We start from the raw sequence: 15,050 nt of genomic DNA on the forward strand, positions 1-15,050 counted from the left end.
TGGTGAATTCATCATCTTGCCAAGCATAATGTTACTCCCGAGGGGCACTGCAATCAGAACAGGTCGGCGTCGAGCGCCATGATGTCGGAAGCGCCGGCACGGATCGCCGCATCGAGGGCCGGAGTCCCCGGCTGGCTGTCGGACTTGATCTGCGCGCTCAGGCCGGTGGCGCAGAGTTCGCCCACAAGCTCCTTCAGATCGGTGCCGGGCCCGAGCTGGAAGCCGAGATGCCCCAACGCCTTCTGCTCGGCGTGCCGAAGAACGATGTTGTGATGCTCATAGCCGATAGACAGATAGCGTTCGCCATCATGACCGGTCGCGGTTTCGCTCATGCCGATGGTTTCGGCATAGTGATCCTTGGCGCGCAGGATATCGGGCGTTTCCAGCGCGATGTATCCCAGCTTGAACACTCTCGGGGCGAATTGTTTCTGCATAGTTTGCTTCGTTTATGTTTGGCGCCCGTCGGGGCACAGGGTTATGGTCATTCGGGCGGCATGGAAGGCTGGAGATATTCGCTCCCAAGCAGAAGCCAAGGTAGGCAACGCGAACTGCGTTTCCGAGCGAGGGTTAAAACGAATAACCCACTTTGACGGCGGCGCTGACCAGATCGTTGTCCGTGAAAGTTCCGAACGAACCCGAAGCATCCCCGAACTGGCGGTAGCTGATGGCGGTGGTTATTTTCACCTGATCCTTCGTGTAGATCGCGCCAAGCGTGGCGCCCCACAAACCGTCAGTCGCGTCGAGCGGCCCGTCAGCCGATACGTCAGTTGAGGGCTCGTATGTCAGAGTTGTGAATCCCGACCATTGTTCGCTGAACATCTGTGCCACGCCGAGCGTGTAGGTCGTCGTGTCGTTGAAGTGGACGAGCGATCCCAAAGGATAACCCGGCGGAGTGATCTTGTGTTCGCTCCAATCGGCCCAGCGAACCGTCGCGAAGAGCAAGGTGGAAAGGCTGATCGGAGCCTGGAGATGAACGTTGACCGATTGCGGGGTCTCGACATCCGTAGTCCCTTGATAGGCGCCTGAGGTGTCGAAATCGTAGTCGATCGCGGAATTGTATGTGACTGCGACCCGGACATGGCTCTCCGGGATTTCAAAGGCCGCCCCGACCACGTAGCCCGCCGCCCAGGTGTCGTCAAAAGTGACGTTGCCAAAACCGGCGGGCACGCCGCCTACGAAAACTGAAACATCGGTGTCGCCGCCCATACGTTGCAGTCTGGGTCCGCCGAAGACACTGAAACGTTCTGTGAACTTGTAACGCAGCAAACCTGTGACTGCGATCGACTCAACCTTTCCAGACAGGCCGGACAGCGGCCCGCTATCGTAGTCGAGGCTGCGCCCATAAGGATTGTCTACGATGACCGCTCCTGAGAATTGTTCGTTGATATCGGCCTTGAAGGCGCCATTGTAGAATGGAACCGTGGGCGCCGTATCCCCCGAAGCAAACGGGGCCCCGACGGCAATGATCTGCCCCCCAACGTTCGGACTGCCAAAGCCGAGCCCGAATTCGACGTAGCGTCCCGTCTCGAAAAGGGCTTCATTCGGCTGCCCCAGAAGATCGAAGCCTCCTCCCGTCGCCGGTGTGACGAAAAGACAGCTGAAAAATCCTGTCAACAAATTAATAGTTCTCATGCGGGTCTCCCTCCTCCGAGACGTCTCGCCTTCCCAAAGCCCAAGCAAATGGGCATTTCTCACTTTGCCTGCAGCACCGGCGCCTTGCCTCCAACCAGCTGACCGCTCCAGATCAAGGGGCTAGACCAGGAGGCGACCCTCAAGCCCTTCACGCCTTCGCCAATCGGGCTGTGGTCGGGCGGCGACTGGGTGCGCGTCCTGGTCGCCGAGATCACGCGTCCACGACTTCGAGCAACTGCCTGCCAAAATCGACGGCGCGGTCATCGGTGCGCATTTCGGCGCGCAAAATGTCGCCGGGCGCGAGGTAGCGTGTGTGGGCGGTCGCTTCTTCGACGATCGCATCCTTCCGCTCCGAATCCTTGAAGAGCTTGGTCGTCAGAATCTGGGCCAGGGCGGCATTCGCTTGCAGGATCACGCCGCCCGGCGTCCCGGTCAGGACGAGATCGCCCGCAGACAGGTCCATCAGAGACACAATGTCGTTGAGGCAGGTTTCCGGGCGAAAGACGAAGTCCCGAGTATGGGCCGACTGCCGCAGTTCGTCGTTCAGCCAGAGACGGATCTCAATCCTGTCGAGCAGATCCGCTACCTCGTCCGCTTCCGGAATGACCAGCCAAGGACCACAGGGGCAGAAGGTACGGGCGCTTTTGCCGCGGAACCACTGCAAGAAGGCTTCGCCGAACATGACGTCGCGGGCTGACACGTCGTTACACAAGACGAGTCCGCCGATGAAATCGCCGAGCGTCTCGCGGGTGACGTGGTCGCCTGCACCTAGCGGTCGCTTCAGGACAAGCCCGAGTTCCACTTCGTAGTCGAGCATCTGACATCCTGCCGGCCGGATAACGGGATCGAACGCTCCCGACAGCGAGGAGGCGGCCTTCATGAAGAGCAGATTCTTCTGGCTTGGCGCATGCCCCGATTGATGCGCGTGATCTGCATAGTTCAGACCCTGGCAGATGATCTGCGCCGGCGCTGAGACGGGGCTCAGAATGTTTGCAGAGCTGATCGGGAAACGTGCAACGCCTGCCAGCGTCCTAAGCTCTGCCGGAGGAAGGCGCAGGATGTCGGCGGTCGAGACGAAGGTGCCCTCGAGCGGCGCGATCTCTTCTCCGTCCAAAATTCCCCACAAGGGTTCTCCGCCGATCGTAAATCGGGTCACTTTAACTACCATTTCATTTCCTTTCTTTGGAGGGGCCGCTTCGAAAGCGGCTCGAATGTCCGCTCGCACCGCCATTTGAAGGTCGGAGCGGGGTCAAGCGCGGTCCTTGCCGTTAAGGTTTCCGTATCGCTCGCGATAATTCTCGATCGTATCCATCGCGCCGCAGAATTCGACATTGTGCCAGTCGGGATCGTAGAGATAACAGGCCACGTTGCCGCCGGTCTCACCGTCACCCAAAGGCGGTTCGCTGTTGTGGCGGACTGGACCGTAGTTCAGCGGAAATCCTTCGGCCTGCTGTTGCTGGGCAAAGGCCAGGACATCCTCCAGTTGGTTTCCTTTTACCTCGAGCGCGAAATGGAAGAAGCTCATGCCCGAAGGTACGGTAACCCTGCCGGAGGGATCGTATTCCTCGACGAGCACGAGGCATTCGTCGTGGTCAGTTGCACTCATGTAGCAGCAGCTAATGCGCCAGCCTTCCTTGAACGGATGCGGTTCCGGCTTACAGGTGCGGCTGTGGATCATGCCGGCAACTTTCTCGTACCAGGCCCGGCTTCGCGTGATGTCGCGCACGTAGATGGAGAGCTGCCCCATATGAGAAACGAGCGAAGGCTTGAAGACACCGTAGTCCTCAGTCTTGTTGGAGAACCGCCGCTTCGTCAGCGTCGGCCACAACAGCACCATTTCGCGAAACCATTTCCGCTTCAGGAGGCCCGCGAAGCGTGCCTTGAACCGGGGTAGGACGTTTGGAGGAACAATAGCGGAGTTGCTCATCTGCTGGGCTCCTCAATGATCTCAATCCAGTGCTTGTCGGGGTCCCGGAGGCAAAAGGCAGGCGAGACCGGGCGTGCGGAGGCGAGCATGCGCCCCTCGCGGATCGGTAAGCCCATGTCTCGTGCGCGGCGTCTGATGTCGTCGAATGCCACTGCGTCCTTCACTGCTAGCGTGAAGTGCAGCATGGAATTGTTGTCCATCTTCAGCTTGTGATGCTTCACCAGGCAGATGTCGTGATGGTAGAAGCCGAACGAGAAGAAATGCATTTCCTGCTGCGACAAACGCATTGCGGCGCTGCTGTCCGGATGGTTGAGAGCGGAGAACTGCAGGTCGAAGAGCTTGATGTAGAAAGCCTTTGAGCGTTCCAGGTCGGTAACGTAGAAGACGTGGTGTTGAAGGTTGGTGACGGGGATCCGAGTTGGAGCATTCATGATTGGGCTCCTGACTGCTGGTTTGACCAAGAGAATGCTGGCGCGCCGATCTCGTAACGGGCATGATTGATCGCCATGATTAATGTCCTTTTCTTCTCGCGAATTTTCAGAGGAATTGCGCCTTAAAGGCGTAGCGACCCAGTTTTTCGCGGAGCGGGCCTGGATCGCCCTCGGCTGCAATTCTTACAAGCAGCCCCAGCCGGGCGTCTTGAACGACCGAAAGCGATTCGAGCTTCACGCCGGACGACGCCGCCTCCTGACGTACGACATCCTCGATCTCCAGCATCGACAGTGCTGGCTTGAAGATCTTGCCGACGGGTGTGACGGGCAGGGCGGCCAGAATCCGGACCGATTTGGGATGCGCAGCGCGCTCGGGAATACGGTCGACGGCATGGGCAAGCAGGTCCGCCTCCGATGCCGTCGTCGCCGGTTTCAACTGAACATAGAGGACCGGCAGTTCTCCGGCGCGTTCATCGGGCCGTCCCACCGCGGCGGCGAGTTGCACCGCTGGGTGATCCTGCACTGCATTTTCGATGAGCTTGGGATCGATGTTATGGCCGCCCCGGATAATGAGCTCCTTCTTGCGACCCGTCAGCCAGAAGTAGCCGTCCGTGTCCTGGCGTGCGAGATCGCCGGTATTCAGCCAGCGCTCGCCGCCAATCTCGAGCCAGAGCCCCTTGTTGTGTTGGGCATTGATGTAACCGGCAAAGACATTCGGCCCGCAGATCGCGAGCACGCCGACCTCTTCCGTCCCCGCGAATCCGGTGAAGCAGCCAGAATCGTCAAGTCTGACCACCGCCATTTTCTGGTAGGGAAGACGTAGACCGATCGAGCCGATGCGTCGCTCTCCTTCCGGCGGATTGACGCTGGAAACACACGCGCCTTCCGTCAGGCCGTAGGCCTCCAGAATGCGGATTCCGATCGTCTTTTCGAAATTGCGGAACAGTTCCACGGGCATCGGAGCCGCGCCGCAAAAACCGTAGCCGACGCTCGAAATGTCGCGACCGCCGACCGGCACCTGCAGCAGTTCCGAATATACAGTGGGAACGCCCGAGAAGGCCACGACCCGATAGTGTTCGACGATCTCCCAAAAGAACGGAATAACTCCCTCTCCGCGATAGCCCTGCGGCGTGCCCATGACGACATGTCCGCCTTGCGACCACGGGATGAGGCCCGTCACCAGCTGTCCGTTGACGTGGAAGAGCGGCAGGCCGCAGAAGATCGTCTTGCCCGGTGCGAATACACTCCCGATGAAGGCTTGGGAGGACCAGGCGTCGAACACTTCCGACAAATGGGTGCGCGCGGCGATCTTGGGCAGTCCGGTCGTGCCGCCTGTGCAGAAGTATGAAGAGATATCTCCGGGACTGGGCATTTCGAAGGTCAACCCGTCGCCGCGTTCCGCGGCAATTTCCTGACGCAGGCTGAGAACGGGGATGGAAAGGCCCTCGACACGTAGAAGCTGCGAGCGTACCTCCGTCGCTTCCTCGGCGGTGCCGCGGAGATACGGTGCGAAACTGACGGTCAGAATTCCTTGCAAGTCCGGCACATTCGCCGCGGCCTTGATCGCCTTCTGCCAGAGGTCGGTTCCCGGAAAGGGGGCCAGAGTGACGAGCCATTTTGCCTTCCCGGCAATGAGGAGCTCGCAGATCTGTCCCGCTTCAAGCAGCGGATTGATCGCGAAGGCGATGCCCGCCGCCTCGCCGCCCCAGATCACGAAATGCGCTTCGGGCAGATTGGGCAGCACGAAGGCCACGACGTCGTCGCGGCCGATTCCCAGCCGCCGCAAGGCATTGGCTGTCCTCGTGATGTCAGCGAGGAGCTCGGCATGCGTCCAGACGAAGGGATCACGGAAGTTGTCAGAGCGCAGAAAGAAGGACAGGGCAAGCTGGTCCGGCGCGATAGCGGCGCCGCGCGCAAGCATCTCGTAGGTGCTTGTCGGGAGGTTACGCTCCGGCAGCGGGATTTGCTCGAATGCCTCAACATCGGACAATGCGACAATGGGGCGGCCGTCGCCGCCAGGGGTTGTTGCGAGCATAGTGATCTTCCTCCCTATCGGCCCGCGCCGTCTCTCTTGGACAGCGGCAGCAACTCCAAATTAGCGATGCGGGCGTCGGATCCGCCATCGCGCCAGGACTTATGGCCCTGCAGCACCAGAAACACTGCAGAGAGACGGGTGCAGGCAATCATCGCCAGCATTGAAAGGGCCCGTTCCGGAGAGCCTCAACACTGAAGGAAACCAAATCTTCGGGCGTCATGAGCGAGCGCCTGAAATGGAGGTTCTTGATAGCTTTCGGCTCCCAGAGTGCCGCAGTTGACGCGCAAAGGCATTCAGCGGCCCGTAGACTGTCCTGTTGTCGAAATTCCCGTGCACGGACACCCTCTTCGACAAGCTCAGCGACGACGTCCCTTACGCGTTTTGCGTGTACCTCGAAAGCGGGCCAGCGCTCATCGTCGGCGACCGTGAGCAGCTCGAATATCTTTTCCTCATCCCGCATGAGAGCAAGAACAGGTCTATGCAGCCCCAGCATGAACTCTCGGAGCGTTTCTGCACTCGTAAATCTTCCGGAGTCCGGTTGCATGACGGGAAAATTGTCTTCGAGCACTTGCGCAACAAGCTCGTCGTATATCGCCAGTTTGGAAGGGAAGAACCTGTAGACATTTGCTGGCGACATTTTGAGGTAGCTCGCGATGTCGCGCACGTTCGTTTTCCCGGATCCATAGATCGCGCACAAAGTCTCTGCCGCACGGAGAATGCGGGCAACGTTCGTTTCCCGGCTCTCCTGCCGGCTTGTTCGCCGGTGGGTCATGTCCGAGCGGCAATGATCACTATCAAGCATCGGCGCTCCCCCGCGCGTCTGCGGCGCCGGGGCGGGTCACCCTCAGTTCGCCCAGATAGACGCTCTCGGACAAAACGCAGTCGCGCCAGACGCTGCCATGAGCATGGGACACTTCGACACGATACGTGCCTCCATCCCCGACCAGATTGTCGAAGCGAAAGTCGCCGAAGCCGTCGGTGACTCTCTTCGTGAGAACCTTGCCTTTCTGGGACAGGGTGACCTCCGCCCCTTCGAGACATTCCATCGCCCCGGCGATGTCGGCGCTGACGCTGCCGCCGATGAAGCATGTCTCCCACCGTTCCAAACCGCGGTACCAGACGCGGGGCTTGGTCCCGAGCTCGGGCTTTTGCACCTTGAGCCCCTCGGTGGCCGCCATCCGCTCCATGGCGGCGTCATCGAGTTTCACCGCCTCGAAGACCTCCGTCGGACAACTCTGCTGGCAGCGAGGCTGCTGCCAGCCCTGATCGAGCAGGTGGGCGTCGAAGATCCAGGTCTGCGGCACCTGCTGCTCCTCGTTCCAGACGATTGCCCGGTACGGGCACGAGCCGAGAATGTCCTTGCGGCCTCGAGCCTTCTCCGGATCAATAATAACGATGCCGTCGTCGCGTTTGCGAATGGCGTCGCCCGCATATTGCATGCAGGGCGCGTCATCGCAGTGGTTGCACATCACCGGCAAATAGGTGGTTTCCACCATTGGCGCACTGCCCTGCGCTCGGCGCAGGATGCGGATCGTGCTCTCACCCACGGCAGCGGCCGGCGCCGAATAGCCGGGAAAGTCATTGCCGACATGTTCGTCCCGGTCCGCGATCACGCAATTATAGCAGTTCTCGCAGCGGCCGACGTTGATGATCAGGTTCCACTTGCTCAAGACTTCCTCCTACGCCGCGCAGCCATCTTGAAGGCGTCCGCGTTCTGCCACTTCTCGATTTGCACAAGGCAGGAATTGGGAGCCATGCTGCTGGTTCCGCGGGTCTGCGATCGGTCCGAGGTAAGGATGTTCAGGCAGCCGCCGATCTCGATGGTCTCCCCCGCAAGTTCGATAAGCTGGAACTCGGCGCTGGCCTCATAGGACTTGACGACGCCTGGAGTCACCAGGGGCGAAATGTCGGCGGCGCAGATCACGGCGCCGCGGTTGTTGAAGATTTTCACCAGGTCACGATGGCCAATGCCCCGGGCGGCGGCATCGGTCGGGTTGATACGCAGCAACCAGAAGCGATGGCCAGCAATCAGGGCACGATGGTCCTCCACCTGATTGACCGCGCTGTTCTTGCCGTCCATGCTGGTGTGGAAGCTGTAGCGGCTATGCGTGGCGATCATCTGCAGCGGATAGCGCTCCGTCAGCTCGGTGGTGCGCAGCCCTTCCCAGGAGGGAATGTAGCGATTGACCGGTGGCCGGTCCGGATTATCCGCCGTGTTCCGCTTGAGGACCTCGGGCACGAATTCCAGCTTGCCGCTCGGCGTCTGCAGGCCAAAGCCGAACTCTTCGGCATACTGGGATGGCATCGGAAGCGGTTCCGGCAAATCCTTGCGCCTGCCCTCGGCGAACCAGCGCATGTCGACGGGCTGGCGCAGCTCCGGCTTTTCAGGCGGCACGACGTAGTAGCCCTTGCGACAGAATTTCTTCCAGGCAATTTCGCCGGGCAGATCCGACGAATCGAACACCCGCTTGACCCAGTCGAGCTCGCTGCAGCCCTCGGTGAAGACGGCGCCCAGGCCAAGCCGGGTCAGGATGGCGGTGAATATGTCGTAGTCAGACTTCGACTCGCCCAAGGGCTCGATGCACTTATGCTGGAGGGCGATGACGCGATGGTTGACGACGTTGACGCCGTGATGGGCGTAGCCTCCGGAATTCGCCCATTCTCCGATGTCCCAGCGCTCCAGTGAAGTGCATGCCGGAAGGATGATATCGGCAAACTGGGCTTCGCCCTCCAGCCAGATGGACTGGTTCACCACGAACTCGATGCTCTCGTGCCGATAGGCGTCCACCCAGCGCCCCGATCGAGTCACGGTGCTCAGGGACGATCCGCCGTAGCGGTAGATCATGTGAATCGGCGAGTAGCCCGGCATGGGATAGCTGAAGGGCGCGAACTGAGCCTCCTGGGCCATGCCGTCCCAGAGATAGCCGGTGGCCTCGCCGTTGATGATCGCATCGGGCAGTTGCTGGCGTGGCACCATCTGCTTGACGGGATTCATCGTCAGGATGTGCGGCATGCGCTGATAGTTGTTCACCGCATTGCCGGTCCAGGCCAGGTCGCCGGAGATCCCTCCGTCGGCGTAGCCCGGAAAATAGAAATGCAGGTCGTGGGGGACCCCGATCTGGAGACCGCCGAAATTGACGCCCGGCTTGCCCCAGCCCTGCATCGCCATCATCATGATCATGCAACGCGCCCATTGCGCACCGGTCGCGCCGCGGCTGGCGCCGCCGAAGCCGGTGCCGGTCATGCCGACGGCAAGGTAGACCTTCTTGCGGCCCCACTTGCGCGCCAGGGCGCGCACGTCCCTGGCAGGGATGCCGGTCTCGGCCTCCTGCCATTCAGGGCTCTTGGAAACGCCATCGGTTTCGCCGAGCAGGTACGCCTTCCATTCCTCAAAGCCGGTGGTGCGATTGGCGACGTACTCCTCGTCATAAAGGCCTTCCGTGACCCAGACATACATGATCGCATGGGCCAAGGCTGCGTCGGTCTGCGGCCGGACGGGAAACCAGCGTCCGCCCAGCAACTGGGCTGTCGGATTGCAATGCGGGTCGATATGAACGAACTCGATGCCGAGTTCCTTGGCCCATAGACGACGCGTCGTGCCTTCAAACCCCGCATAGGCCCCATAGGTGCTTTCGGGATCGCAGGACCAGAAGACGATCATCTCGGCTTCCTTGAGGCAATCCTCCACCCCGCCATAGCCCGCAGGCACGCCGACCCGCATTGAATTGCCGAAATGGTGCATCGCGCCCCAGTACCAGCCCTCCCAGCTGTCCGGGTTGGCGGCAACCCGGGTGAAGCCGATCAGGTTGGCGAACCGCATCAGCGAGCTCAGGTAATAACCCACATTGCCCCACTGGTGGTGGGACGACATCGGGAACGTGATGGAACCCGGCCCGTGGACGCGCTTCTGCCGATTGATCTCCGTGGCGACGATGTCCAGCGCCTCGTCCCAGCTGATCCGCACGTAGCCGGATTTGCCGCGGTTCTGGGGATTGCGTTCGCCATTGGGATCGAAATCCACCCGCTTCATCGGGGAGAGGATACGCTTGTCCGAATAGACCAGGGACTTCATCGTCAGGGCGTGCGGCGCTACCAGCGCCCGGCGGGGCGGACTGAACTTGCGGCCGCGAGCCTCGATCACCCAGGTGGATGGATCGGTTACGTCGAACTCGATGGGCGTAACCCGCAGGATGCGGCCATCCTTGACGTAAACGAACAGGGGACCACCGTTGGTGCAGGTGGTGTAGCGGAGGCTGCCATCGGGCATCGGCGTTCCCATGGACAAGCCGGCGGTCTCGCTCATGTTGAGCGTCTGCGTGAACCAGACAACCAGCTCGTCCGGCCCGGTGGTCACCACCTTGAAGTTCTTGGCCGCGTGGATGATCTCGCCCTGATCACGATTGGGAAGCAGCAGTTTCAGGGCCGTCGATACGTCCTTGAACGTCATGTTCACTTGCGCCTCGGCCGCCGCGCCCGGACGGGAGCGGAATTTGCCGCTCCGGATCTCGACGATGCGACCGATGCTCCCGTCCTGGAGGCCGATCCATGCGACGATGTCGCGCTGCCTCAGCCGCTCCCGGAACGCAGGGGCGCGAGAGGCTGTGCGGTTGAGCACTTTGGGCAGGGCAATAAGGATAGTCCTCAGAACCTGCCGGTTCATTCTAGATTTTAAGGCTAGCATGTCGTGGCGGTCCGGGAGCCGACGATTGGGAGGCCGTAGAAAAACGGCCTGATCGCGGCATCGCGCGAGGCTTGCAACTTCATTGATGGTTCTCCTCCCAAACCCATTCCTCAACATTGACTATAAAATCATAATGACGATGTAGTCAATTCGAAAATGAGGAGCCGAACGGACTAGAGGGATGACGGCGTGAGCAGGCCAAAGAGGCGCCCGCGTCAATACGGCCTTAGCCCCAGCATCGGCGGCTTCAGCCCCGCCAATGTCTCGTCCGCGGTCGCCCCGCTTCTCACGCCCTATCTCCGCCTACGCGCCAAATGACTTTTGCCATTGCCCCTTTTTGCATTGCACCATTGTGCGATTCTCATATTGACGAGATAGTCGTTTTGACCTACTTATTCAAATTGAAATTCAGCCGGTCCTCATGCAGGCGGCGAACGGCACGTGGTCACGCTCAGTGAGAGGGAAAGCATTCGATGAACTTCCAGTCCCAGAGGGAATTCCGAACGGCAGAACGGCGTCTGCCTTTCGAATGCATTGCCTTGGTGTTGCAAGGCGGCGGTGCGCTCGGAGCCTACCAGGCCGGCGTCTACGAAGCCCTTTCGGAAGCCGACATTCATCCAGATTGGGTTGCCGGCGTCTCCATTGGAGCCATCAACTGCGCGATCATCGCTGGAAACGAGCCGGCTGAACGGGTTGAAAAGCTGCGGACCTTCTGGCGGGAGATCACTGCCAATCCACTTCTCGACTGGACTGCTGCCGCAGACGCTCTCGCTCCGAGGGGCAATCTGCCGCGCGCGCTCTTCAATCAATTCAGTGCAGCCTGCGCGCTCGTCGCCGGTGCCCCAGGCTTCTTCAGCCTGCGACAGCCCGCTCCATGGCTCTACCCGGATGGCGCCCCCGGGGGCACGAGTTTTTACGAAACCAAGCATCTGAAGAGCACGCTCGAGCGGCTTGTCGACTTCGACCGCATCAATGCTGGCGGTATGCGCTTCAGCGTCGGCGCCGTGAACGTGCGGACAGGAAATCTCGTCTACTTCGACAATGAGACGCATACGATCCGACCCGAGCACGTGATGGCCAGCGGATCGCTTCCGCCCGGCTTCCCTGCCGTTGAGATCGAGGGCGAGTTCTACTGGGACGGCGGCCTCGTTTCCAATACGCCGCTGCAGTGGGTGGTCGAGCAAGGGCCGCGGCAGGACACGATTGCCTTCCAGGTCGACCTCTGGAGCGCGCGCGGTGAGATTCCCCGCAACCTGGCCGACGTCGCGGCGCGGCAAAAGGAAATCCAGTATTCGAGCCGTACGCGCGCCCATACCGACCAGTTTAAGCAGTACCAGCGCGCCCGACACACGCTCGCGAACCTTCTGGCAAAACTGCCCGCAGACCTCGTCGGCGGTGAGGAGGCGAGGATGCTGAGCTCAATTGCAGACCACAAGGTCTACAAGCTAGTCCATCTGATCTACGGCTCGAAGCAGTATGAAACCCACTCGAAGGATTACGAATTCTCGCGGCTGTCCATGGAAGAGCATTGGCGGGCTGGTTACTTCGACGCTGTGCGCACATTGCGTCATCCAGAGGCGCTCCGTCGGCCGGACAACCAGGACGGGGTTGGCACCTACGAGCTTGGTTTCGACGGGCAGGAATAGAGGTCAGCCACCGCAAAGCGACTGACGACCCCGTCGCGCCCCCTGAACGCAAACGAGCCGCTTGATCCAGCCCAAAGGAATTTCAGCCATGCACGAAGACACCGTCCGGGCGAGAGCTTTCGCCATGCCCCTGACCAGCCCGGCCTATCCGACCGGCCCGTATCGCTTCCGAAATCGGGAGTATCTGATCATCACATATCGCACCGATCCGCAGAAACTGCGCGACCTCGTGCCGGAGCCGCTTCAGGTGTGCGAGCCTCTCGTCAAATTCGAGTTCATTCGCATGCCGGATTCGACCGGCTTCGGCGACTACACGGAAAGCGGACAGGTCATCCCGGTCTCGTTCCGCGGACGCAAGGGCAGCTACACCCATTGCATGTTTCTCAACGACCATCCGCCGATTGCCGGCGGACGCGAGTTGTGGGGCTTTCCCAAGAAGCTCGCGAGTCCGACCCTTCGGACCGAGACCGACACGTTGGTGGGCACGCTCGACTACGGCCCGGTCCGCGTTGCGACCGCCACAATGGGCTACAAGCATGGAGCCGCCGATCTTTCAGCGGTGAAGACCTCACTCGGCGAACCGAACTTCCTCCTCAAGGTCATCCCTCATGTCGACGGCACGCCGCGCATCTGCGAACTCGTGGAGTACCACCTGGAGGAAATCAATCTGCAGGGCGCCTGGACCGGCCCGGCGGCCCTGAACCTCTGGTCCCACGCACTGGCCCCTGTGGCCGAGCTGCCGGTGCTGGAAGTGGTATCGGCGGTCCATATCATCGCAGATCTCACGCTCGCGCTCGGGAAGGTCGTGCATGACTACCTCGCGGAAGACGAGCCTCGATATTGGAAAGGAAGAGCCTATGAACTCGCAGAATGAAACGTCATCGAACAAGCGCGCCGAGTGTGCCGGGGGCCGGCTTCTGGACAAGGTCGCAGTAATCACCGGAGCCGCGAGCGGCATCGGCAAGGAGATTGCGCTCACCTTCGCTCGCGAGGGCGCAAGAGTGGTCATTGCGGATCTTGATCAGAGCACGGCCCAACAAACGGCGTCCGGGATCGATCCGACGGGTAAACGCGCGCTCGGGGTAGGCATGGATGTCAGCAACGAGGAGCAGGTGGAAAGCGGAATGGCACGGGCGATCGAAGCCTTCGGACGGCTCGACGTCCTGGTCAGTAACGCCGGCGTCCAGATCGTTGCGCCGCTCGTCGAGTTCGAGTTCGAGAAGTGGAGGAAGTTGCTTTCTATCCATCTGGACGGAGCCTTCCTGACCACCCGTGCCGCCTTGCGGCAAATGTACAGGCAGAAGAGCGGCAGCATCATCTATATGGGGTCCGTGCATGCCAAGGAGGCATCGCCGCTAAAGGCTCCTTACGTTACCGCCAAGCACGGTCTCATCGGGCTGGCCAAGGTCGTGGCCAAGGAAGGGGCCGCTCATGGTGTCCGCGCCAACGTGATCTGCCCCGGCTTCGTACGCACGCCACTTGTCGATAAGCAGATCCCCGAGCAGGCGCGCGAGCTCGGAATTTCCGAGGCGGACGTGGTCAAGACCATGATGCTGAAGGAGACGGTCGACGGCGAGTTTACGACCGTGCAGGACGTTGCCGAAGCAGCGCTGTTTCTAGCGGCCTTCCCATCGAACGCGCTGACCGGTCAGTCGATGGTGGTTAGCCACGGATGGTTCATGCAGTAGCGGGTTCGCAGACGAGCGTCGAGCCCGCCTATCGCGCCCGTCCTCCTGGGAGAATCGATCTCGCTAGTCGCACGGTTTTGCATGCACAAATGCGCGCCTGCGAGGCATTCATTTCCCCTTCGATTGCGGGCGTCGATATCGCTGCAGAAACATCCGAATCGTCTCGTCAACGACCTCGTCGGCCGCGAAGGGTAGGCCTTCGCGACCGATCATCCAGGGCCACAGAGATATCTCGTTCAACATCCCCATGAACTGGTGAGCCGCAAGCACCGGATTGCGGCAGTCCAGGATCTCCAGCGCAGTCAGATGGGCGAGGTAGTGCACAAGTCTCTCAGTCCGAGGCTCCATCACCGCGGCGAACTCCTCGGCGATCCAAGGAAACTGCCGGGAGTCGGCCACCACCATTCGAAGAAACCCGCAGTATTCCGGCTTCTTGTGAAACTCCAAAATCGTGCGCGCGACGACACGCAGCACGTCCTCGACGTCGCCGTCAAGTTCGATGCCGGACGGAAACGCATCCTCGAGCTGTCCCGATACCCTGAGGAGCATCTCCCGGAAGATTTCCTCCTTTGTTTCGAACTGGTTGTAGAGCGTCCGCCGCGCTACGCCGGAGGCTTTAGCCAAGTCGTCCATGCTAACTGAACCGAACCCCCGGTCCAGAAATAGCCGCCCGGCCGCCTCGATGATCGCTTCCCTCGACCCGCCCTGCCGGGCTTTCGCGCCGACTTCGTTTGAACCAGTGTGAGTATCCATAGCTGTCTCCAATGAAAGAACACAAGGGGCAAAACGCCTTCAACTGGCGGCTTTTCCTTGGGTTCGGTTTCGTTTTGATCGGCATTTACGCCGATCAGCTAAATCTCTTCCTTCCGCTGGACAGGTTGTTGTTGCCGTCCTTCGGTTCTCGAACCAATCTCCAATGCGTGACCTGATGCGTTAGCTTCGGTCACAGAGTGACGTTCGGCTCCCGGTTTCCCATTCTCCTTGAGGAGCGCAGCCCGGACCTGCCGGGC

At 60.6% G+C, this 15,050-nt stretch carries 13 protein-coding genes; 3 read left to right on the forward strand and 10 right to left on the reverse strand.

Annotated elements, in window-relative coordinates:
• Positions 1-53 precede the first annotated feature (53 nt).
• The 9 genes from QA644_RS00870 to QA644_RS00910 all read right to left on the reverse strand — a co-directional run bounded on the left by QA644_RS00870 (position 54) and on the right by QA644_RS00910 (position 10,685).
• Entirely contained in the window at positions 54-434 is a 381-nt protein-coding gene (locus QA644_RS00870) for a hypothetical protein (protein WP_283070646.1), read from the reverse strand.
• A 133-nt stretch (positions 435-567) separates the two neighbouring features.
• Positions 568-1,632 (reverse strand): outer membrane protein transport protein, encoded by a 1,065-nt coding sequence (locus QA644_RS00875; RefSeq protein WP_283070648.1) that lies wholly within the window; start codon positions 1,630-1,632, stop codon positions 568-570.
• Between the two features lie 211 nt (positions 1,633-1,843).
• Positions 1,844-2,800, reverse strand: a complete 957-nt coding sequence (locus tag QA644_RS00880; RefSeq protein ID WP_283070650.1) for a fumarylacetoacetate hydrolase family protein — start codon at positions 2,798-2,800, stop codon at positions 1,844-1,846.
• Between the two features lie 81 nt (positions 2,801-2,881).
• On the reverse strand, positions 2,882-3,559 hold the full coding sequence (locus tag QA644_RS00885) for a VOC family protein (protein WP_283070652.1): 678 nt from the start codon (positions 3,557-3,559) through the stop codon (positions 2,882-2,884).
• Positions 3,556-3,990: a VOC family protein gene (locus tag QA644_RS00890; protein ID WP_194728867.1), complete on the reverse strand. Its 435-nt coding sequence runs from the start codon at positions 3,988-3,990 to the stop codon at positions 3,556-3,558. The genes QA644_RS00885 and QA644_RS00890 overlap by 4 nt, the downstream gene beginning before the upstream one ends.
• A gap of 106 nt (positions 3,991-4,096) precedes the next feature.
• Positions 4,097-6,025, reverse strand: a complete 1,929-nt coding sequence (locus QA644_RS00895) for an acyl-CoA synthetase (protein WP_283070654.1) — start codon at positions 6,023-6,025, stop codon at positions 4,097-4,099.
• A gap of 148 nt (positions 6,026-6,173) precedes the next feature.
• Entirely contained in the window at positions 6,174-6,689 is a 516-nt protein-coding gene (locus tag QA644_RS00900; protein ID WP_283070656.1) for a TetR family transcriptional regulator, read from the reverse strand.
• 130 nt (positions 6,690-6,819) lie between these two features.
• Positions 6,820-7,695 carry a 4Fe-4S dicluster domain-containing protein gene (locus QA644_RS00905; protein WP_283070658.1) on the reverse strand — a complete coding sequence of 292 codons (876 nt, stop codon included), beginning with the start codon at positions 7,693-7,695 and terminating at the stop codon, positions 6,820-6,822.
• Positions 7,692-10,685, reverse strand: a complete 2,994-nt coding sequence (locus QA644_RS00910; protein ID WP_283070659.1) for a molybdopterin-dependent oxidoreductase — start codon at positions 10,683-10,685, stop codon at positions 7,692-7,694. Before QA644_RS00910 ends, QA644_RS00905 begins: the two co-directional genes overlap by 4 nt.
• Positions 10,686-11,179: 494 nt before the next feature.
• Between QA644_RS00910 and QA644_RS00915 the strand changes: the two genes are divergently transcribed.
• The 3 genes from QA644_RS00915 (at position 11,180) to QA644_RS00925 (ending at position 14,040) form a co-directional block, all read left to right on the forward strand.
• Positions 11,180-12,352, forward strand: coding sequence for a patatin-like phospholipase family protein (locus tag QA644_RS00915; RefSeq protein WP_283070660.1), 1,173 nt, complete (start codon positions 11,180-11,182; stop codon positions 12,350-12,352).
• 88 nt (positions 12,353-12,440) lie between these two features.
• Positions 12,441-13,226 carry an acetoacetate decarboxylase gene (locus QA644_RS00920; protein ID WP_283070662.1) on the forward strand — a complete coding sequence of 262 codons (786 nt, stop codon included), beginning with the start codon at positions 12,441-12,443 and terminating at the stop codon, positions 13,224-13,226.
• Positions 13,210-14,040: a 3-hydroxybutyrate dehydrogenase gene (locus QA644_RS00925; protein WP_283070664.1), complete on the forward strand. Its 831-nt coding sequence runs from the start codon at positions 13,210-13,212 to the stop codon at positions 14,038-14,040. The genes QA644_RS00920 and QA644_RS00925 overlap by 17 nt, the downstream gene beginning before the upstream one ends.
• A gap of 108 nt (positions 14,041-14,148) precedes the next feature.
• On the opposite strand, the gene QA644_RS00930 is transcribed toward QA644_RS00925, so the two are convergent.
• Positions 14,149-14,793, reverse strand: a complete 645-nt coding sequence (locus QA644_RS00930) for a TetR/AcrR family transcriptional regulator (protein ID WP_283070666.1) — start codon at positions 14,791-14,793, stop codon at positions 14,149-14,151.
• Between the last annotated feature and the right edge of the window lie 257 nt (positions 14,794-15,050).

The organism is Rhizobium sp. CC1099, from assembly GCF_029714385.1.
Lineage (GTDB): Bacteria > Pseudomonadota > Alphaproteobacteria > Rhizobiales > Rhizobiaceae > Rhizobium.

Excerpts from the sequence above, each read along its gene's own strand:
- QA644_RS00870 (WP_283070646.1), bottom strand. The coding sequence starts at position 434 with ATGCAGAAACAATTCGCCCCGAGAGTGTTCAAGCTGGGATACATCGCG.
- QA644_RS00875 (WP_283070648.1), bottom strand. The coding sequence starts at position 1,632 with ATGAGAACTATTAATTTGTTGACAGGATTTTTCAGCTGTCTTTTCGTC.
- QA644_RS00880 (WP_283070650.1), bottom strand. The coding sequence starts at position 2,800 with ATGGTAGTTAAAGTGACCCGATTTACGATCGGCGGAGAACCCTTGTGG.
- QA644_RS00885 (WP_283070652.1), bottom strand. The coding sequence starts at position 3,559 with ATGAGCAACTCCGCTATTGTTCCTCCAAACGTCCTACCCCGGTTCAAG.
- QA644_RS00890 (WP_194728867.1), bottom strand. The coding sequence starts at position 3,990 with ATGAATGCTCCAACTCGGATCCCCGTCACCAACCTTCAACACCACGTC.
- QA644_RS00895 (WP_283070654.1), bottom strand. The coding sequence starts at position 6,025 with ATGCTCGCAACAACCCCTGGCGGCGACGGCCGCCCCATTGTCGCATTG.
- QA644_RS00910 (WP_283070659.1), bottom strand. The coding sequence starts at position 10,685 with ATGAACCGGCAGGTTCTGAGGACTATCCTTATTGCCCTGCCCAAAGTG.
- QA644_RS00915 (WP_283070660.1), top strand. The coding sequence starts at position 11,180 with ATGAACTTCCAGTCCCAGAGGGAATTCCGAACGGCAGAACGGCGTCTG.
- QA644_RS00920 (WP_283070662.1), top strand. The coding sequence starts at position 12,441 with ATGCACGAAGACACCGTCCGGGCGAGAGCTTTCGCCATGCCCCTGACC.
- QA644_RS00925 (WP_283070664.1), top strand. The coding sequence starts at position 13,210 with ATGAACTCGCAGAATGAAACGTCATCGAACAAGCGCGCCGAGTGTGCC.
- QA644_RS00930 (WP_283070666.1), bottom strand. The coding sequence starts at position 14,793 with ATGGATACTCACACTGGTTCAAACGAAGTCGGCGCGAAAGCCCGGCAG.